The sequence below is a fragment of the Bacteroides sp. HF-4919 genome, assembly GCF_018860125.1.
Map to the genome: position 1 here is coordinate 404672 of NZ_JAHKNF010000003.1, position 19955 is coordinate 424626.

A 19955-nucleotide genomic window follows, 5' to 3' on the forward strand; every position below is an offset into this window, starting at 1 on the left:
AAAAAAGTTAAACTATGGAGAACTCTACTTTAATTTACCTATAATTAGGTATTCTCCGTTGTATCTCATTTATATTTTGTCGTAATACCTCATAAATGCAAAGTGTTTTCTTCTTTCGAGATACCCTGTTTCCACCTCTTTTACCTTAGCCTCCATCTCCATGGCCGACGACATATATGCCCTATGGCCGGCTCTGCCCGGATCCGTCATTCCCTGACCCCAAAAATACCGTACGAAACTTATGAACCACTCTGTCAGATAAAGTATATAGAAACTCAAAGGGCATAGGGTCAGTATCCATGGGGTAAACAGGACGGCCGGTAAAACTGGGAGTATAAAACACTCTAAATACTGTCTTTGGTGTATTTGCTCATGCCGGATCAATGCAGGCGGACATTCTTCTTTCCCACTTTTAGTCAGGATAATGCCAAATAACATGATTGTCGAATACCCCGGAAACAGCATGCGTTTTGCAAGCCGGCTGTTATAAACAATAAGTTTCACGTCGATGTAATTTTAATGGTTGCCGCAAAGTTCGCATACTCTTTTCAGGGCGTAAAGGACATCCTAGTTCTTATGGAACTTGGAAAACACCTCGGACGGGGAGTGAAAGCAAAGCGAATTAAAAACAGTAGAAATCATTTAATAAATTACGATTAGTATGGCAAAAGCAAGTTGGTGCAATGTAAGCCCCATGTCAGGGAGCAAGAACGGTACTTTAACAATCAGTGTGGCAGCACATGCCGGACGGGAGGCCCGCAGTACGACAGTGACCGTCACGGCTAAAAACGGAACGAAGCCCTCGGCCAGTATAGCGGTATCACAAGCCGGCGTAGGAGTGCAATTAACGATGGATACCTCTAAACCGGATTTACCCGGAGAAGGAGGGTCTGTCACTATTAACGGGAGCTCTAACAGCCCGACATTGAAAATATCGGTTCCTCTGATTAACTTTCCGGGGGTTACCGCTTCCGCAAAATTCAATGCTCCGGGAATTACTAACAAAGTGCTTGCCGCCTCAGAGACGGTTACTATCCCAGCAGCCCCCGGAGCGAACGGTTCTTATGCGTTTTCCATCAAACTGGAAATAGCCCGCAATCCGTTGCCCACACCGTTAGCTCCTAATGTTGACGTGACTGATAGTGCAGGAAAGACGGCAAGGTGCCAATTTAAATGGGCAGCGGGAACGTCTACTCTTTCGGTGAACAAGTCCTTGCTATCGCTTGTGAATGCAGGGACAGGACAAACCGTAAATGTTACTTCCAATGACGAATGGGCGGCATCATAAGAAACAAGGATAGGTTGCGATTTAGACGCTTCCTATCCTTTTTTTACCTTTTAAGAGACATTCCAATCATCATTGGAAGTAACATTTACGGTTTGTCCGGCTCCACCGTTAACCAATGATAGGGAAGACTTATCTAATGAAAGAGTAGATGCCCCGGCGTTCCAGGTGAAAGTACATACCTTTTCGGCACCGGTGTCATCAATTACCGTAAAATTCACCGTCGTGTTAACGGGAAATTTTGCCGCTGAAAAAGTCACCGTAGCAACAAAATTATATCTTCCTGAAGCTCCCGGGTCACCGGCTATCGCCGCATCACTTGTTATCGCTCCTCCGTTTACCGTAACAGCACATGTCACACCATACATACTCGCCGTCAGAAGATCTACAATCTGTAAAGCGCCTGCGCGTGCAGGTATCTTCCATCTTAGTTTTGAACTGGTAGATGTTCCGTTGATAGTCACAGTTCCCCCTGTAGCGGGTACATCTGGTTTAGATGAATCCATTGTAGTCACAGTTCCTACCCCTGCTTGGGATACTGCTATTGTTTTAGACGGTTTCGTTCCGTTTACCGCCGTTACTGTAACCGTCGTGCTTCGTGCTACACGCCCTCCGTGAGCACCAGCGCTAATTGTCAAAGTGCCATTTCCTTTGCCTGACATGGGGCTTACATTGCACCAACTTGCTTTTGCCATACTTGTAATTTATTAAATGATTTCTACTGTTTTTAATTCGCTTTGTTTTTAATTCGCTTTGCTTTCACTCCCCGTCCGAGGTGTTTTCCAAGTTCCATAAGAACTAGGAATCAAACCGCCTCCCACATGATATTTGATTCGACCCGTACTCTGACCTGCCCTCCTTCTGAGGGTATTTCCACCTCCCCGGGCAGAAGTTCGATGAAAGGCGGGGCGTTCTCCCCGTCCATGTCCGGGGTGTAATTGGATTCCCGCTCGGCAACCTCGATATCGAGCACCAGGGATGTCGGCTCCTTCATGGGTTCTTCATAACCGTACTCTTCGCAAGTTACCAGTACACGCCTTCGGGCGGTTCCGTCAAGCAGCCGGATATCATCCGAGGAGAGCAGATCCTGAATGAATTTCAACTCTGTTTTCCTCTTGAATCCTGTATTCAGCTTCATTTTTTGCAGGAGGTCGGGCCTTGGACGTCCGGTTATATAATCACCGCCCTCTTCATCGAATGTCCGGTAGTTTTCATCATCCCCCCGGTCAAGGGAGTAAATCATTTTCCCCGGCATTTCTATCACTTCATAGCATCCCAAAGAGTTTCTGAAGAGAAATGACAGTCCGTTTTCTGACACTTCCCCGGGTGTGAAAGAAATGTCAAAGGCTTCTTCGGCTGGCACCAATACCCGGATGAATGACACGATCTGGTTATATCTGTGGAAAAACTCCCGCCGGATCTGCCCTATGTTTAAAGCATAAATTTCTCCGGCTGTCCCTTCAGGCAGTTTTATTCTGTTTCCATATTCAGATTCCACCTGTATCCTTTTGTCCGGATGAATGAAGATCAGGGGGGAGACTTCGGTTTCCCTTATCGCAATATGCTTCCCGCGGGTCCGCGTGGTAAAGAGGAATTGTGATGAATAATCCCTGAGCCGGTTCAGGATAAAGTCCATTCCCCTGCCGGCCATTTCCCTTGCCGCCTGTTTGCTGATCCCCCCGCATATCGCCTTGCCGGTGAGTGTCCGGGTCTCCCGCCCTTTTACCTCGAGCGTGTAACCGGCCATAAAACCGGATACGGGCAGGATCAGATCCTCCGAGTCCTCCAAGGGTCCGGAAGTAACGAAGGGCTGCAAGATTTCGGCAATGTCGAAATGGATCCTGTCGCCAAAAGGTACGTAGGAGGCTGAAAACACCTCCTGTGCTCCAACCCTGAGACGGATTTCAATTTCGGCCTCCCCGGAGGTTTTTACCTCAAAGGCGATAGGGTTTGCCACAAAGGCGATCTCTCCGGTTTTTCTGATAATCTCGAAACTCATACGCACTTATGAATGATCGTGTTGTTAATGGATAGCGGCCGCGTTCGGGTATTCTCAAGCAGAAAGGATCGCCTTTCCACGCCGGGGGTTGTCATAAACCGGTAAAAGTCCTCCGGGGTCTTGTCAGCCCCGTATCTTTGGCGGTAAATCCCGTAAAGCTCCCGTGTATTTTCCAGGGAGGGCGCCGTCACTATCTTATTTTGATTTTTTGTTTCCATGCTGCAAAAATGACCGTTTGGCACGGTAGTTTAAAGGACAGGATTTATATCTTTACGGCAATGACTCCCGCCCTGTAGTTTACAACCTCCTCCTGTGTAAGCCCCGGTGGATACGGTCTGTATTTGAGTTTCCCCTTATAGGTGTACATGATCTTCCTTCTGTCGGCAACATCCTGCAAGGATGGTGGCGGGTACATGTCGAAATCACCCTCTTCCGGCCTGGTCAGCACCTCTTTTGCCACGACGTCGACCCTGATGATCCCGGGCTGCTCCCGCAGCTCCTGCACCCTGAGTTCCATATCCCTGTCGAAATAGGTAAAGACCTTCCATGTCGCCTGCTGCGGAGTCATCGGCACCAATTCCTGCTCCTTGTCCAGGTCGTAGGGCTGCAAGAGTTTAAGGGAACGCAGTTTCACCTGGCAAGGGCGTCCTTTGCGCAGCGGAAGCGCGTACTTGAGGCTTTCGACCATCATCCTTTGTCCGTGCAGCATGACGGGCCGGGAAGTGTCCAGCTTCAGCAGTCCGGCCTTGTCCGGGTTCATCTGCACCGCATAGACATGATCGGCATGCCTCAGGACCGCGTCGTACTCCTTAAAGAACCGGTTAAACGCCCCGTCCTCTCCCCTGAAAACCAGTGAATACCTGTAAACATTCCCCCCCGGGTCCTGAAAGTATTCGCCTTTGGGCCCCCGGCAGAGTGAGCTGCCGAAATAATACTCCTCCACAAGGGCCCCGGCCCCTATAATCTGATTGGTTTTCCCCATGGCAAAGCAGAAAGCCAGGGGTGTCTGCTTCTTCTCCCCCTGCTCCTTGGCGGCCCCTCTGAGGGTTGTGTTGATGTTGACCGCCCCCGCCAGATATCCGGGAGTCAGCAGCCCCGTTTTAAATGCCATGGGGACACATTCGTCCTTTCCCGTTATCTCCAGGTATTCCACACCGGGGGTGCCCTTGTCCCATGGGAAAAAGTCGCTGGATATCCACTTCTTTTTCTTGTTCACGATGTCCCGCTTGTAATATCTTCCGGTGGAAGGCTGGTAGGTTATGTACAGTTCGTCGGGCACGTCCCGGTCCCCTGTAAATTCCGTAATGATCCCCCCATAAGGCTTAAGGAATTTCTCAAAGGAGTCCGCCGCCGGTTCGGCTTCCTTGAACGATGTGCCCGCCGAGAGCTTGAGCTGCTTTGCGGGCGTGTAGTTTATTTCCGGTTCCGAGGCCTTGAGCGGTGTCCAGTCGGCGGATGCCGTTGCGCCTATCGAATCCTTGAGCAGGCGTATGACGGCTTTCCGGCCGGCATTTACGTAAACCTTGGCCCCGGTACGGCAAAACAGCGCGTCCAGGAACTCGTTGACGGTACAGTCCGGCATCAAATTCCTGTAGTCGATCTCTCCGGTGACAATGGTGTCCGCCACATTGTTGAGCACGACCATCTTGCTGAGCTGGTAATCGGTGGCAAAGGGATTCTCCACCAATGTAAAGCCGTATGCCGAGAATATCATCTCCAATATGCGGGATACCTTCAGGAACGGCGATATCCCGTATCCTGCAGGCACCTTTACATCTACGGCCTGGCCCGATATGACAACCCTCTCGGTCCGTGCTTCCTTCAGCAGGGCGTATGTCTTCCCGTCCGACCCTATGGGATTGATGAACTCCGGATACTCCGTCTCTTCCAGGGTTTCAGACGCCACCTGTATGCGGAACACGTGATAATCCGCCGGGGTTTGGTAGCGCATCACTTCCTCCAGGTGACGGGCAAGGGCTGCGACGCCTTCCGGGTATTTGATGACCGGCAGTCCCGGAAGTTCCTTGAGTGATACGTTTTTCCAGGCTTCGTACATGATGCTTTCATCAAAACCGATGTTGCATACGATGCCCGACTCCGTTGACACGGAGGTGATATTGAGCTTTCCTGTCCGCCGGTAAACCCCGTCGGTCACCACCGCCGCGGCGTCCCGCTTTGGCGCATTGCGGATATCCGGGCGGTGGATGTAATCCACCATCGAAAGATTGTGCCCAGTTGCCGGCAACGTCGATGCGATCGTCTGGCTGCCCTTGTCGGTGTACATGGGCGATGTGTTCTCTATCTCCACGCTGAAATCCTGGGGAAGGTCGAATATCCCTTTCTCTGTCTGAATGGTTAATGCCATACTGGTTGTATTATTGGTCTGTTCTTGTAAATGGTTTCTCTGAACTCTTCTGTAAATCCTGTGCCGCGTTGATGTCGCTCAGCAGGACGTAACTTTTTGCCGGCCGGGAGAGATTCCTTGAGGCCCTTTCCAATTTCTCCGCCGCCCGGTTCAGACGGTCGATGTCCTGTCCGGGGCGCTCTCTCTCCGTGACCTTCCCTCCCTCGTAATACCCGGGCCATGGATTGGCCGATGTCCGGTTGCGGCGTATGCTTTCGATAACCTTTACCATGTTGACCACCCGCTTGTTCTTCATTTCCGGCACCGGAATGACGTACTCTCCCCTGTGGACGACGCCCGCCACCTCGTAGCGGTCTCCGTCCCCGGTGTAACCTCCCTGGTCATATCCCCCGGAGGCGTTCACCACCCTTTCGGCGCTTACGGGTGTGGAGCCGGACGCTCCGGAGAGCGTCATGCTCTTTACCTTTTGTCTTTCAGCATTGGCCACGGCCAGCTGGGCGGCTCCGGTTACTCCCATCAGTGCTGCCGCCACCGGTCCTGCGATCGGTCCCAGTTGCGAGAGCGCTTTCATGATGGCCACGGCCGTGTCGGCAATGATCTGGCTGGCTTTTACGGCGAACTGCACGTCGGCGTATTTCTTCTCGATCTCCAGCTTCTTCTGCGCCTTCTCCGTTTCCAGTCGTTCGACCTCCTGCGCGTTTCCCTGTGCCGCGGCGATCTCGGCGTCATATTTGGCCTCCATGTTCGCGATCTCGGCGTTTTGCAGGGCCGAGACAGCGCCTGAAAACAGGTTGGAATAATAATCGAAAGCCTCTTTCCAGAACTGTATCTTGAGCATCTTTTCGGCCTTTGCATATGCTTCGGCACCTATCAACCCCTGTTCCTTCTCCCGCTTGAGGGCCGCCATCTGCATGGCATAGCGTTGCTGGAATCCGAGCAGCCCGTACTTCTCCAAAATCCCGTTTCTGCGCTCTTCGGCACCCCGGGTTATGTTCAGTTTTGCGGTGCTGTACGCTTCTTCCAGCTCCCTTTCCTGCCGGGCGGCCTGATCCTTTGTGACAAGCTCGTTTTTGAGCGCATTGCGGATCAGTTCCAGCCGGGCCCGGTATGACGCTTCCAGCACCTTGAGCTGAAGGTCCGTTTCATCCGGCAGATTGAAAAGGTTGAACTCTTTTTTGAAAGAGGAAAGCATGGTTTCGATCGCCTTTTGCTGCGCGGCCCTGTCTTTGGCGTTGGCCAGCTCCGCCTCCAATACCTTTTGCCCGGAGAGTTTGACGGCCTGTATTTTCACATCCCCCGTCTGTAGCTCCAGGGCTTCCACATCCTTCCGGTATTCCTTCAGGATACCGAGTCTTTCCCGGGAATTGGACTCCTCCAGGCTCAACAGCAACATGTCGCGCTGCTGCTGCGTAATATGCAGGTTTGCATAATTCAATTCTATCTGTGCCCTGGCGGCCTTGTACGTATCCTCCTGTATGGCCAGTTTTTTATCCCGCTGTTCCTGTAGCAGGGCAACCTCGTTTTCATCCAGTTTCCGCTGTAACTCCAGTATTTTGGCGGAGCTTTCCGTCATTTTTGCCCGGATGTCGGCCAGCTGCCTGAGTTTGGTCCGGGCGGTCTTTTTCTCCAGCCCTTCGAGGATACCGAGCCTTTGGGTGTGAAACCTTATGTCTTCCGCCAGCACGGCCTTATTATATTGTGCCTGTGTCTGCTGCTGCCTCTCCTTGTTTTCCCGGATCTTGAGCAGCTCCTTTTCATGCCTCTCATTCAGGGCCGAGAGGACCTTGTCGGTCTGCGAGGCGAATCCGTCCGGGGTTTCCCGGATAGTCCCCAGCTGCTGCAACGCTTTAAGCTCCTCGTTCAACTGTTGGAGTTTCCGGTTTTTGGCGGCCAGCAGGGCCGGCGTCGAGGCGACTTCCCGCTCAGCCTGGGCAATCTCTTCCTTTTTGGCCTGGATAAGGTCCTTGGTTTTTGCCTCGGATTGGGTATCGACCTTAATGATATCCTGCTGTGAGGCCGTGATCTCCTGCGTAAGTTTCTTTTCTTCCCGGTTCAAGGCTTGTATCTGATCGAATTCCCTTGCAAAATAGTCATGGATGACCCCCTCCGACCAGGTGTCGGAATACCCCTTTACCGCTACGGACAAGGAATTGAACCCTTTGGCGAGCCCCAGTTTGAAACTGTCCCAGAGATTCCGGTTGGCATGGATATCCTTACGTTGTTCCTCCAGTGCCCTTTTTTCTTTCTGGATCTCCTCCAGCCTTGAGTTTGCCGAGCGTATCCTGGCCATGGACAACAGGTTGTCCGTGTAGTCCTTCACTGCGGCCGTGGCTTCCCTGGTGTTGATTGTTTCCAGCCTCAGGCCGCCAAGGTATTCCTCACTTAAGGCGTTGAGCCTTTTTATGGCCTCCATCCGCTGCTCCTTGCTTATTTTCTCGTTGCGTGCGATTCCCAGGAGGGTATTCAGTTCCCGGGTTTCGGTGGCTACGGTGTCGGCGGCCTGCGCCCGCACCCGGTGCAGGCTCCGCTCCGCTTTTTCCGTCGCCGTAAGTTCCCTGCGATAAGACACCAGCTTGTATGTCAGGGCGGCGACCACGGTGGCCACTATGGCCAGCGGGCTTATTTTGGTGATTGCATAAAAGGCCTGCATGGCAATCCGGGCCTTGTTGATATTCCCGGTAAGCACCGCCTTGGCGGCGGCAAACAGATAAGTGGATGCGGTGCATGCCTTTACCAGGATGTTGTTGGACGCCACCGAGGCATTATACATTTTCATGACGGCAGCGCTTCTGAGGATGTTTCCTCTCTGCATGGCCACAACAGAGGCGTAGGCCAGACTGACCGCCTTGCCCAGCATTAAAAGCCCGTTCCATGTTTTTTGCAGAAGAATAACCGTTTTATAAACCAGAATAAAACCGGTAACCACGGAGATAAGCGTAATGATGCTTTTTTTATGTTCCAATATCCAGAGCGCCACATCTGAAAAACCGAGCTTGAGAGACTGGAAGAGACTGCTCCATTTTTCTTGCAGAGGAAGCAGGAGCCTTCCGATTTCCATCTGCCTGTTTTGCAGCTCCGCGGCTTTTTGAGCGGCCTTGTCCGCAGCTGACACGTAATTCTCCCCCGCTTGTGCGAGTTGCCTGTCCACGATTGCAGCCACCGCTGTCATCAGGTCCCCCGTTTTGGCCATCTCCTCGTTGACCTCCGCGGCCGACAGGCCTAAGTTGTCGAGTATCAGCAGCGATTTACGACCCAGTCCGGTTATGATCGAGTCAGTCAGATAATCCACGCTCTGTCCGGTCTGCTGTGCTTTTAACCGGGCAAACTGCAAGTATTTCCCCAGGTCATCGAGCGGGATACGAAAGTCTTTGGCGCGTACCGCGGCCTGCATGAGCTCCAGGTCATTCACCGTATCTTTAGTGGCTTTCCTGAGCTCCGAAAGCATTCCCGGGCGGTCGAGTTTGTCAAAAGCGCGCCTGACACCGTCGGCGTTTGCCGCCAGTCTGATACCTTCGGACATCCAGGACCTGGCCTCCGAGATGCTGTTTGCAAAGAAGGAGCCGGCACTGGCACCTATACCGGCGAAAAAACCGACTACTGCGGATTTCATCCTGGTAAGGGATGAAAAGCTTTCTTGCTGCTTTTCGCTCTGGCGGCGCATCTCTTTTTGAGCTTCGGCCACCTCCAGGTTTACCCGGGTCAGTTGTTGTAATGCCACGGTATATTCCGTAGTGTCCCGCTTGCTGGATTGCACCTGGGCACGTAATTTCTTCTGCATGGCCACCAGTTCGGGATAAGTAGCCTTGTCCAGGTTCTCCAGTATCTTTTTCTGCCGATCGAGTTCTGCGCTGTATTGCTGGTAGATTTTCTTGTTCTGTGCGATCTGGGCTTCCAGGCGTTTGGCCTGCTCGGTATTTCCCTTTCCCGCTTCCCGCAATCCCTTAAGCGTGAATTCGTATTCCCTTGTCGCCTGGGAAAGCTGTTTCATCCCCTGGCTGTATTTAGTGGTATCCAGATAAATTTTGATACCCCTGGTTAGATCTTTGTCCGCCATATTATTCTTTTTTAGGGCAAATATCACGGATACGGTCCATGGGGTAAAGGACAAAGGGAGGGAGCATGTCTCTTCCACGCGTACCTCTCTTTGTTGTTGCTATTCTTCCAGGAACAGCCCGGCCAGATTCAGAGACATGTCCATACAGTATTCGGCGGCGATATCCGCCAGGGTGGGAAGATGTTTGCGAAGCACCGGATTGAACCAGTGCACCGCCTTACGGTTCCCCTGCCCCATCTTGCCAAAACTGGCGGGATTAGTGGTGCGTATGTTCCCGAAACGATCCCTCCACTTGCTGCCGATATATCCTCCGTGTCCGCTTGACGCCCCGTAATGCAGCATGACGCCATGCCGGGCGAAGGAGAAGCCCAGGGAGCGGACCTCCACCTTGTATTTCTTGTCGTATCTGACATTGCCATTGATGCTTTCAGACAAGGGTGTGGCACCCTTGGAGCGCTTAGGATTGTGAGGGAAGGACATACGTGCCTGGCTGCGCAGTTCGGCGGTCACGAAAATTGACCAGTTCTCACACCTGCGGTTAAAGGTCTTTACAGCCTCAATATCCTGGGAGCGGACATAACGTGCCGTTTCACTTAACGTAGAGAATTTAATCTTTGGGGCATAGTTTTTTACCCCTACGCAGGCGGGAACATCGATTCCGGCATTGCGGGCACGCTCTACCAGGCGTTTGAAATTCCTGGGTTCCATTTGGTAACGAAGTTCCAGCCACTGTCCCTGGGTCAAATCTTCTAAAGAAACTCTGTCGTTCTCCATTTTTGTCCGCCTTTATATTGAATCAAACGTAAACCCCAGACTCCATCCGGACAACTCCTTGAACAGTCCGGACTCGGGAGAGGATGTCATCTCCTCCAGGTTCAGCCGTGAAAAAATTCCGCACCGGCCATACTCCTGGCGCATCATGCTCTTGATCTCTTCAAAAGTCGGTTGAAGGCGCTTTTGTGCATCCAACCCGCGTTCCCGTTGCCAGTCGGTTTTGTCCAGAAGAAGACACATGCCGAAATTCCTTTCGACCACACAATCCGGATCCCGACTGAGGGATTCGCAGGTGGGCAGGACTACAAACAGTACAGGCAGGTCTTCTGCCCGGAGTGACTGGACATATTCATATATGTCTATATCATAGGTGACAGGGAGCATCGAACCGATCCCGGGTAACGCCTGGCTGAGTTCCCGGAAATATTCTTCATATTGCTGTAAATCTACCATAGCTGAACAGTTTTAGAGTTTTAATACCTGTTTTCTGTTTTTGCCTGTGCGGAATGACACATGCACCCAGGAGAAATCCTTCTCGTCGATCAGCTGGTCGAAAGGCAGTTCCTTGCGGATGATCTCGAAAAGCCGGCGGTTTCCCTCCTTGCTGCCTACGGTAATATCGGCGGCCTGACCCAGTAGGTGCTGGCTGGAGGTCGCCCCGTTCACGCTTCTGTTCAGCACAGCGCTCCGGTAACCGGAACTTACCCGGATGGGCTTCCCGTACTTTTCACGGAGCGGGTCGAGGACGTTTTCCACCAGCTCTGTCAGGTTGTGAACCACCTCCCCCGTAGGGGTATTGTCAATCCCGCGCGCCACGGCCGTATCGCTGTGGCTTAATTCCTTGATTGTAAAATACTTCATTGCTTCTTATTGTTATGTAACATTTCAAACCTGCATTTATAAATGTATAGCATCACATCCCAGAAAGGGGTGTCGTTTACCTGTCTGAAATCACCGAAAACACCCGATGCGGCCACGTCGTACGAGATTCCCACCCAGCTGGTATTGTCCCCTGCATTCCCCCGCCCGGATCTCTCGAACAGGATCGAGAAGTCAATGTCCTTCCCGTTGGTTGAAATGGGGACACTGTAAATCAGCTCCCAGACCGCGAGAAAGAAGATGTATGCGTGGAAGCAGACCGGGAAAGGAGGAGTGCCGGTTTCCTGAGGACCCTGTTTCTTATAAAGCAGTCTGCCTATGGAAGATATCAGTTCCCCTATACCCTCTTCATTTCCCTGCTCCCGGGCGCGCTCCATTTCCGCCATCACACCCATGCACTCGATAAACTGTCCGAAAGTAATCCCCGAGAGCATATCCCCCGGGCCTTTCCACTCCTTATAGGCGGGCAGCAGGTTCCGGCCAGTTTTCAGGCGGGCGTCGTAAACCGTCATCCCCTCCTGCGAGGTGATATCGAAGAACCCGTCCAGGGCGGGGAGTTGCGCCAAAAGTTCTTCCTGTATTTCTCCCCGGCACAGAAGAAGGCTGTGCTTCATCCCCAGAAGGCAGGAAAGCAGCTTGCAGCGCATCTGGAAAGGAGAAATCTCCCCTGCATTCATCATTAATACCAACTCCAGGTAACGGTAATACTCCTTGGGTGATAACTCCTCCAGGGAGTCCGGAATCTCTTTCTTTTGATTGTTGTATGTAATTTCTTTCATAGTCAGAATGTTATGCCTTTTGATTGAAGGGTGATCGAGGGTACATACAGATCCGGTTCGTCCGGTGCGGCGTCGAGCGCCGCGACCAGGTCCTCCAGCGCGGCAAGATCCCGCATGCCATCTTGTTCCAGGCTTTTTGCCACTGTCTTGCGCGCTTCGGCTTCCGCCCTGAGTTTTTCACGGACGCTTCCTGCAAGCTGCACCTGCACCACACCGTCGGGCAGGACCTCCACGGGCAAACGTTCCACGGCCTTGCTCATGGACAGCAGGGCCAGCGGCCGGCAGACGGCGTCTCGGAACCCCTCTGCCACCTGCTGGCCCGCTACCAGCTTTTCATAACGGCCGTACGTGATTATCGGGATGATATGCCTCTGTTGCACCTCCCGGATGATGGGTGCCAGGGTCAGAAACAGGCGGTGGCTGCCGGTTACATAGTAAAAATCAAATGCCTCCTTGCTACTCAGGAGCAATTCCGATACAGCCTTCCTTTTGGGGCTTTGTATCCAGAAATCGAACTTTTCCTGCTCCAGATATGCTATCAGGGCATCTACCGACTCATAGGCCTGACTCAGGATGTTGGCTTCATCCTTGTACTCCTGTAAGGCTGTCAGCCCTTTTTCGTGCTCCCCCAGGCGCTTCTGCCTGCCTGTGTTCCCATGCTGCGCATCCAGTGTGGGGATGATTTTCAGCCAGGTAAACAGCGCTACGGACTGCTGCACCATTCCCAACAGGCGGGTGAGCTTGCCATCCGGATCGACGCTTGCCGATTGGTAGAAGTCGAGAACCTTGTCATAAACCTCCTGCCCTATGATGGCGGTCAGGCGACGTACGCTTAAAGGTATGTACGGTTTCCATTTGGAGAAGTCCGTGCGGGCATCGATCAGACCCAGGGCGTCGACCAGTTCCTGCGTGCCGTTTGAATCTTTATCAAATATCAGTTTCATATTTTTTATCACTTTTTTTCAGCTTGCATTAAAAAATACCGCATATAAATACATGACTCTTTCTGCGTTTAGGATTATTTCGTATCTTAGCCCCGCCCAATTAATATCATAACACGAATCCCTTTTCATTGCGTAATCCGTAAAATCGGATTAAAGGTTCGGATGTACCTTTTGGGCACGTAGTGATAGGGGTTCACCCTTTTGGAAATATGCCATACGAAGAAAAAAACGGTTATGGAATCCTTCTCAATGACGGGGATACACTCCCTGTCATACCGGATGTAGATTATGACATTCCCACCGAAACAGGTGGAACGGAAAGTTTTGGTGATCAAATCCGGTAGACATTCCCGGATTCACCGGAAAACAACCGTAAGGACAAAGACCAGTACGGCAAGAACCAGTCCTGCCAGCATGAAGTTTATCGATACATTGCTGAGCCTGGCTCTTTCCGCATTTTTCTCGTTTTGGGCATCTATTTTATATTGCAGGTTCATCAACTCCCCTGCCATGATATAAGCATACTTATTGGCGAATCTGTTTTCTTCAAAATACCTGCAGTTCTTTCCGATTTGGAGGTTTTCCGGTGATCTGCCCGCCGGCATCACCCCATGTGGCCTCATAACCTTAACCACATACCAAAGCGATATTGCGGTGAAAACCACAATTGCCATGCCGGCATTGATCAATCCCATATCCCGGGTTTTATCTATTTGGGTGAGTACGTACCCGACCACCGCTATCTCTACCGCATAATATATACTGAACAGCCGGTATGCCCTGTCGGTAATCAGGGACTCGATTTCCTTTAAATCGGCCATCCGTTTGCCCGCTTCTTCGTGATAAAGCCGTATAAGCTCTTTGTCAAAGGTCTTCAATTGGTTATAGTCTATAAAAAAACGGTTCATGGATCCTCCTTTTTTGTTTTTATATATTTTCTTTCATCCTGTTTGCGGGTGATACACTCTGCTCGGATTCCACCACACTCCGGTAAAGCCCCACCTGTGTTCTGCTTCCCGGATAATTGGCCCGTATGTAGTGCATCAGCGGTTTGCACAGGATCATGTCCGGTATGGCCGTCTCACTGGCATTGTACACCTTGATGGAGTACAGTTTTTCCGACCCTGAGGACAGCTTGTTATCCATGATCAGGTTTGAGAGCACCGGATCCAGTCCGAACCCGGATGTGGCCGCGGCATCAGCCTTGTTGGCGATCTTGATCTGGCTTTCGATATAATCCCTTATTTTCTTGTCGATGGGGGTTATCGTCCAGCCCTGGAAGTCATTGGCGTCCGCATCCCAGAACCTGGTCGTGTGCATGTATTTGCCCACATTCTCCCTGCCGGTCACTCCTGAAGCGAACTTCTCCATGGCTTCATCCTTGAATTCCTCGAGCATTCTGGCCGAATAAGGCACCCCCTTACGCTTGCATATTTCCCTGATCCTGTCCTCTGCCGCGTCCCAATAGGCCTGCGGGCTCTCTATATGCAGGCTCAGTGCCGACGCGTTGGCATTATAGGCTGCCAGCAAGGGGGCGATGGTGCCCGCCAGTTCCAGCCACGGGAAAGCCCCCAGGAAACGGGGCGTGCTGACAAAGTCCCTGCAAAAGGAGTATATGTTGAAATAGCCGACCGATACCGGATGCCGGAACGGGTCCGCCGGATTGAAAACGGGATATTTGGCCAGCCTGTCGGGATCGGGGAAGGGCCAGTCGCCCACATATACGTTCTGTGGCAAATCGTGTCTGTCATCGGGATATTCGAAGCGGCATTTCCTGTAAGGGATATGTTCCAGCCTGATTATCCTTCCATCCTCTCCGATACGCGGTCCCCGGTTACGGATGAACTTTACCCAGAACCCTTGCATGTGCACCAGGTCCACCAGGCAGCGGAGCATATAGTCACGGTAATCCCAGCTCTCCAGATCCGCCTGTATGACGTCATCAAGTATCCATTTGCGGTAAAAGCGGTTGTTTTCGGAGTCGATGGCCTCCTCAAAGAAGCGGGGGCCCTCTCCCCACTGCAATCCCTGTATTTTACCCATGATACCCTCACCGCCGTAGAAGTTATCCAGCAGGCGTTGTACGTCGCCGGGAAGGTCGTTATTGGCACCCATGGGCACGATATTCACACCCGCGACCCGTATCTTGCGGGTCTGCCAGCTCTCCGGGCGGCTGAAGCTGATGGAAGAAGGAGACCATCCCTTTCCCATGGCGAAGGAGATAAGCTGCCCCTCCCCGGTATCTATAAATCCGGTATTTCCGGTTCTTCTGATTTCCATAATCTACACATAAGTTTTAATTCCGTTAAAACTGGTCACAAGAATCTGCCAGCAATTGATGGCCCTGCCCGTATCGGTATCCACCAGAAAGAGCTTATAAGAGGCATTCTCAATCTCTTCATCCGAAGCTTTCGGGCGAAGCCGGGCGTGGTTGAGCCTTACCGTATCCCCGCCGCTGTGTCGCTGGCGGTCATATTTGCGGAAAGAGAGGGAAAATGTTTCCCCTTCTTGGGAAAGGCGTTTCATCTGCTCGATGGCCGTATAAACGTTTATCCTTTGAATATCCTTTTCCATAGCGCTTTGATTTCAGGCAAACGTTTACATAGCATACGCAGCAGGAGGTAAGCACCCACGATCAGGCCGGCCGGTAAAGCGATGCTTCGGAGCAGTGATCCGGGTGCTGTCTTCCGATCGCTCCGGAGCTCTTTCCTGTTTTCCTCTTCCCGGTGTGTGCGTAGCAGCAAGGAGGAATCCGCCCGCCTGCTTTGGAAGGAGTAAACCGCCGCGGTGGACCCCGATTCCTCATGAAGCGCGGTCCCGGTAAAAGAGATCTGTTTGACGGGGGGCAATCCGGTTTGTGAGGATACCGGTTTTCCGGTGTCGAACATAACCACGATCCGGTCCTGCCGGGCTTGCCGGATGTACCCTGCCGAATCGGTCCGTATTTCGCCTTCCCGCCGCTCGAGGTTACCCTTGATTTCCACCAGGCTGTCGGACATTATCCGTCTGTCCGTTTTCTCCAGGACCGACTTGGAGCTGCCACACCCCTGGAAAAGGGCGCACAGGAGCAGGGCGTATAAAACATGTTTCATATCACTCCTTTTTTGAGGTTCCGTTAAAATAGTCCGCAATCGCCTTGGCAGCTTCCGCGGGCGTGTCTTTGTATTTGGCGATTTCCACGGCAAGCAGGGCCACGTCGGTGAGCTCCTTCTTGACCTTATCCTCCGCCTTTTCCCGTATGCTCTTGATCTCGATGGCGGCTACAAAGAACGCCCCCGCCAGGGTAACGAACGGGAACGTAGGAATATGGTAATCGTAATAACTGTTGAGAAACCAGCTGCAACCCATGTGCATACAGTCCACAACCACCAATGCCAGCAGCAGGTTATAATAACCGGCCACTTTCTTTACGCTTCTGCGATACCGGTCCGAGGTGATCCTTTCACCGCGCTGCCGGGCCTTGCGCACTCCGCTTATAAAATCCAGTATGGAGAAAACCAGCGGCGTAAGAAGCAGGCCGAATAAAATACAGCCCGCCACAATCAGTTCTGTCAATCCTTTCATCCTTTTGTTTTTTAAAGCAAATTTGCTCCTTTCAGGGTACAGGATAAAGGACAAAGCCGACATCATGCAGGTCGGTATCGGATATTAGCCGGACAGGAGCGAAAATACAGGTTTGAATAGATGTGGAAAAAATGCAACAGGCATTCTTTAAAATAATAAATTGACACATCCTAAGAGGCAACAACGGTTATATCACACAGTAAAAAAGAGGCTGGGAAAAGGCCATTTTTAAGAGGAAAAAGCTAAATTCCATCCACAAAATGAGTTTTTTTTTCGTTTTGCCTTGATTTTTGCACGAAATTCATTTAAAACGTGTTAAAAACATCGTTTTTGGACATAAAATTTTGGTCTTCCTTTCGTTAATTTACTTGTAATAAAACAATTAACTGTTTTTACACGCGCAAACACTCGTAAAGAACACCTTCCGAAGACCGCGCCGCTCAGAAGCCGAAAGGCAATTGCCTGAGGGGCAAATGGTGAAATATGATTACATTAAGGGCAGGCAGGCAGAAGGGTTGGGAACGAAAAACCGCTTCCGGTATTTCCGGAAGCGGTCAGGCAAAACAAGGCAATTGCCTTTCTTATCCCCCCGTCAGGTCATCGAGTCCGGGCATGTAGGGACCGGACCTGCTGCGGCCGGACTTGCCCCTGACGGCACGCCTCCAGGCCCCCCGCATCATCAGGTACTTGAAGGCGTCGGAGAAGTTCGTGGAGAGCATGGGCAGTTTCTTGGGCTCCAGCTTCTCGGACTTCTTGACCTTGTAGATGATCTTCTGCTGTCCCTTGTAACGGATACCCGCAGGCGCCTTCTCGATACTGGAGATGGTCTCGCGACAGTTCACCGCGTCAACAAGCAAAGTGGGGAGGGCGTCGTTGTCGCCTGTCATCAGCTCCTGCATGAAATCGTACTCTTCATCCTGGCGGATATTGGACTGTTTGCGGCTCATCAGGTTGACAATCCATCCCGTGCGGTTACCGTCACCGTCTATCTCGATGGCCTGCTTGAGCTTGCGGGCGTAATCCTCTTTCTGCTTCTCGAAGTTATTGCCCGCCCGGTCGTAATACAGGTTCAGTTCCTTCTCCTCATGGTTAAGGAAGAATGCCAGGAACTGGTCGGCCAGCTGCCTGAACCATCCGGGAGGAAGCTCGTAAAAGTTCTTGTGAAGGCGGTACAGCGGTCCGTCCTGCTGTCCTACTATCAGGGACAGCTGGTTACCGAAGTCCACGCCGCCGTCGATGGGCTCGCCGCGCCTGAGGAAACGCAGGTCCAGGCAGCTTTGTGCAGGTTCTCCGTACCGTGTCCCGTCGGTATACTTGTGCCTTTCCCCGAAAGCGATATAGAAGCGCGTGTCACGGCGAAGCCCCGGACGCATCCCCACTACAGACTTAAGGAAGTCGTGGAGTTCGAGCGCCCCGTCGAGAAGGCGACGGACGTACTCAGGCGTAAGGATGTCGATGTTGGTAAAACTCGAGGCGTTGATGAAGTAGGTCTGCCCCTTGCGCATCTTCAGCAGCCCCGCCTCGTACCAGGCGATTTTCTTCTTAAGAGCCCCGCAGTCCGTCCGTGTCCTTCCCGCTTTTACCAGGCGGACGCGCAGGCTGTTCAGCTCCGCAGCCGCCTGGGCGATACGCAGGATGCGCTGAGGATCGACCAGACAGACGTAACGGAAGTACCAGTCATACTCACCCTCCAGCACGTCGGGCATGTCGGTGGTAATGGTCACCCCCAGAAAATAGTGGCTGCATCCGTAACGTATGGCATCCCCGCGCAATACGGGCATGGCCCGGTTGACTTTATTGTCGGGGGCGTATTTGGATTCGTCGAAGAACAAATGAACGACCGATTTGCCCGCCAGAAGGGAGGGGTGGTCCAGGGATCCCAGAAAGATAATGCATCCGTTGAAGAAAGAGACCGTGTTCTTGTAATCGTCGACGATCACGCTGCAACGCCTGCGCCAGGATTCCGGTGGCCGGCAGGACGATACATAGTGCACGCCTTCATAGAGTCCCATCAGTTCCCAGCCGGTCTTGACGGCCGGCATGATATTATCCCTTAAGTTGGTATATGTATTCCCCACGAAAGCCAACGGCGCACCGGGCATGTCATACACGCAATCGGCCGACCGGCGCGCTTGTATGACGGTACTCTTGGCCAGGCCGCGCCCGCCGACGACAACCAGGTTGGTGGTGTCTATCCAGTCGGTGATGACCTTGATGATATGGGAGTAACGAACCTCCACATCATCGGTGGGGTTATTGTGCATCCTGCCCTCCGAACTCTTCCGCATCTTCCAACATCCTTTTTTTCAGGTCAAACTTCTTTATGCGTGCATCCTCCTTTACCCTCTCACGTACCACGGAAGGCACCTCGGGAATGGAGTCGATGAACGCCTCCAGCTCCTTGCGGTCCGTATCCGGAACGCCCATATCGGACCGGTCACATGTATAGATCACCACGGGTTTCCTGTCTAAAAGTTCCTGGGGTATCTCCTGTTCGTCACATGCGAAGCGCAACCGGAGCCTGGCCGCCCGCTCGAGTATCCGGGAGGCTTCCTCCCCCTTGCCCGTCAGGAACATGGAATCGGCCCACTTCTCCAGCTTTTCGGCATAGAGGTTGGCAAAAGCCTGCGGACGTATGTTTTCCTGGCTGTAGAAGAAATTGACGGAGTCGGCGTATACCTGCCGTGCCATCCAGTCGGAAAGCCCGTATACCTCAGACTTGAGCAGCCGGATGATCCCGGCTTTTGTAATCACCTTCCCGTTATACCTCATACGGGCACGCAGTCCGCGCACCATCTCCATCAGGTCGTAATACGCCCGCTGCTCCTCGGGAAGCGAGTCCAGATCACCGGTGGCGAGGATACGCCCTATCTGCCCGATATCCGCTTTTTCAAAATTCACCCTCGAGGGCTTAACCAAATTCGTCTTCATCGATTTGCTTCACTATTATTTCAAAACTCCTGCGACCACGCACTTTCTCCAGCAGTTCCATGGCATCCAAATCCCCTGAAAGTGCCTGTTCTTGCAGTTTTAGCTCCACTCCGGCCCCGGCCTTCAATGCTCCCCGGCGCATAAGGGAATACACGGTGGTCCCTTCCCTTCCGGCGTCAAAGACAAAACTCTCCGCATCCAGCCCCAGATAAGAGGCGATATCGTCCGGAGCATATCCCAGGGAGGCCATGCGCTCCACCTCCTGGCGGAGTTCAAGGTCCAGGAAAAAGGTGTCCGCCGGCAAACGCTCCATATTATTCATATAAATTCATTAAACGGTTATTACAAGAGAGGATCTCGTTATCCAGCTTCCGTGCCTGC

General features: G+C 52.3%; 20 protein-coding genes. 2 read left to right on the forward strand and 18 right to left on the reverse strand.

Going from position 1 to position 19955, the window contains the following annotated elements:
• Positions 1-69: 69 nt before the first annotated feature.
• Entirely contained in the window at positions 70-504 is a 435-nt protein-coding gene (locus KO473_RS07810; protein WP_008768873.1) for a hypothetical protein, read from the reverse strand.
• Positions 505-661: 157 nt separating this feature from the next.
• Here KO473_RS07810 and KO473_RS07815 point away from each other — a divergent pair, with 157 nt between their 5' ends.
• The gene (locus KO473_RS07815; protein ID WP_032574335.1) at positions 662-1288 is read left to right on the forward strand and encodes a BACON domain-containing protein; all 627 of its coding nucleotides are present in this window, start codon (positions 662-664) and stop codon (positions 1286-1288) included.
• Positions 1289-1338: 50 nt separating this feature from the next.
• On the opposite strand, the gene KO473_RS07820 is transcribed toward KO473_RS07815, so the two are convergent.
• From KO473_RS07820 to KO473_RS07860, 9 genes are all read right to left on the reverse strand, one after another.
• Positions 1339-1980 carry a BACON domain-containing protein gene (locus KO473_RS07820; RefSeq protein WP_032574333.1) on the reverse strand — a complete coding sequence of 214 codons (642 nt, stop codon included), beginning with the start codon at positions 1978-1980 and terminating at the stop codon, positions 1339-1341.
• A 110-nt stretch (positions 1981-2090) separates the two neighbouring features.
• A complete protein-coding gene (locus tag KO473_RS07825; protein WP_032574332.1) occupies positions 2091-3284 on the reverse strand; it encodes a hypothetical protein in 1194 nt (397 codons plus the stop codon).
• 262 nt (positions 3285-3546) lie between these two features.
• Positions 3547-5649 (reverse strand): hypothetical protein, encoded by a 2103-nt coding sequence (locus KO473_RS07830; protein ID WP_032574331.1) that lies wholly within the window; start codon positions 5647-5649, stop codon positions 3547-3549.
• 10 nt (positions 5650-5659) lie between these two features.
• Positions 5660-9703, reverse strand: a complete 4044-nt coding sequence (locus tag KO473_RS07835; RefSeq protein ID WP_225550651.1) for a hypothetical protein — start codon at positions 9701-9703, stop codon at positions 5660-5662.
• Positions 9704-9802: 99 nt separating this feature from the next.
• Complete coding sequence (locus tag KO473_RS07840; RefSeq protein WP_008768868.1) at positions 9803-10477, reverse strand: hypothetical protein; 675 nt, start codon at positions 10475-10477, stop codon at positions 9803-9805.
• A 12-nt stretch (positions 10478-10489) separates the two neighbouring features.
• Positions 10490-10930, reverse strand: coding sequence for a hypothetical protein (locus KO473_RS07845; protein WP_032574328.1), 441 nt, complete (start codon positions 10928-10930; stop codon positions 10490-10492).
• Positions 10931-10942: 12 nt separating this feature from the next.
• Positions 10943-11338, reverse strand: a complete 396-nt coding sequence (locus tag KO473_RS07850) for a D-Ala-D-Ala carboxypeptidase family metallohydrolase (RefSeq protein WP_009292357.1) — start codon at positions 11336-11338, stop codon at positions 10943-10945.
• Complete coding sequence (locus KO473_RS07855) at positions 11335-12135, reverse strand: hypothetical protein (protein ID WP_032574325.1); 801 nt, start codon at positions 12133-12135, stop codon at positions 11335-11337. Before KO473_RS07855 ends, KO473_RS07850 begins: the two co-directional genes overlap by 4 nt.
• A 2-nt stretch (positions 12136-12137) precedes the next feature.
• Positions 12138-13079, reverse strand: a complete 942-nt coding sequence (locus KO473_RS07860) for a DUF6712 family protein (RefSeq protein WP_032574324.1) — start codon at positions 13077-13079, stop codon at positions 12138-12140.
• A gap of 209 nt (positions 13080-13288) precedes the next feature.
• Here KO473_RS07860 and KO473_RS23665 point away from each other — a divergent pair, with 209 nt between their 5' ends.
• The gene (locus KO473_RS23665) at positions 13289-13423 is read left to right on the forward strand and encodes a hypothetical protein (protein WP_256444590.1); all 135 of its coding nucleotides are present in this window, start codon (positions 13289-13291) and stop codon (positions 13421-13423) included.
• 12 nt (positions 13424-13435) lie between these two features.
• On the opposite strand, the gene KO473_RS07865 is transcribed toward KO473_RS23665, so the two are convergent.
• The 8 genes from KO473_RS07865 to KO473_RS07900 form a co-directional block, all read right to left on the reverse strand.
• On the reverse strand, positions 13436-13987 hold the full coding sequence (locus KO473_RS07865; protein ID WP_032574323.1) for a hypothetical protein: 552 nt from the start codon (positions 13985-13987) through the stop codon (positions 13436-13438).
• A gap of 19 nt (positions 13988-14006) precedes the next feature.
• Entirely contained in the window at positions 14007-15359 is a 1353-nt protein-coding gene (locus KO473_RS07870; protein ID WP_032561370.1) for a hypothetical protein, read from the reverse strand.
• Between the two features lie 3 nt (positions 15360-15362).
• Entirely contained in the window at positions 15363-15653 is a 291-nt protein-coding gene (locus KO473_RS07875) for a hypothetical protein (RefSeq protein WP_005793839.1), read from the reverse strand.
• The gene (locus KO473_RS07880; protein ID WP_032574321.1) at positions 15629-16171 is read right to left on the reverse strand and encodes a hypothetical protein; all 543 of its coding nucleotides are present in this window, start codon (positions 16169-16171) and stop codon (positions 15629-15631) included. The genes KO473_RS07875 and KO473_RS07880 overlap by 25 nt, the downstream gene beginning before the upstream one ends.
• A gap of 1 nt (position 16172) precedes the next feature.
• Entirely contained in the window at positions 16173-16709 is a 537-nt protein-coding gene (locus KO473_RS07885) for a phage holin family protein (RefSeq protein ID WP_008768859.1), read from the reverse strand.
• Between the two features lie 515 nt (positions 16710-17224).
• The gene (locus KO473_RS07890) at positions 17225-18931 is read right to left on the reverse strand and encodes a hypothetical protein (protein WP_005793844.1); all 1707 of its coding nucleotides are present in this window, start codon (positions 18929-18931) and stop codon (positions 17225-17227) included.
• Entirely contained in the window at positions 18897-19574 is a 678-nt protein-coding gene (locus tag KO473_RS07895) for a hypothetical protein (protein WP_032561368.1), read from the reverse strand. Before KO473_RS07895 ends, KO473_RS07890 begins: the two co-directional genes overlap by 35 nt.
• A complete protein-coding gene (locus KO473_RS07900; RefSeq protein ID WP_005806167.1) occupies positions 19555-19896 on the reverse strand; it encodes a hypothetical protein in 342 nt (113 codons plus the stop codon). Before KO473_RS07900 ends, KO473_RS07895 begins: the two co-directional genes overlap by 20 nt.
• Between the last annotated feature and the right edge of the window lie 59 nt (positions 19897-19955).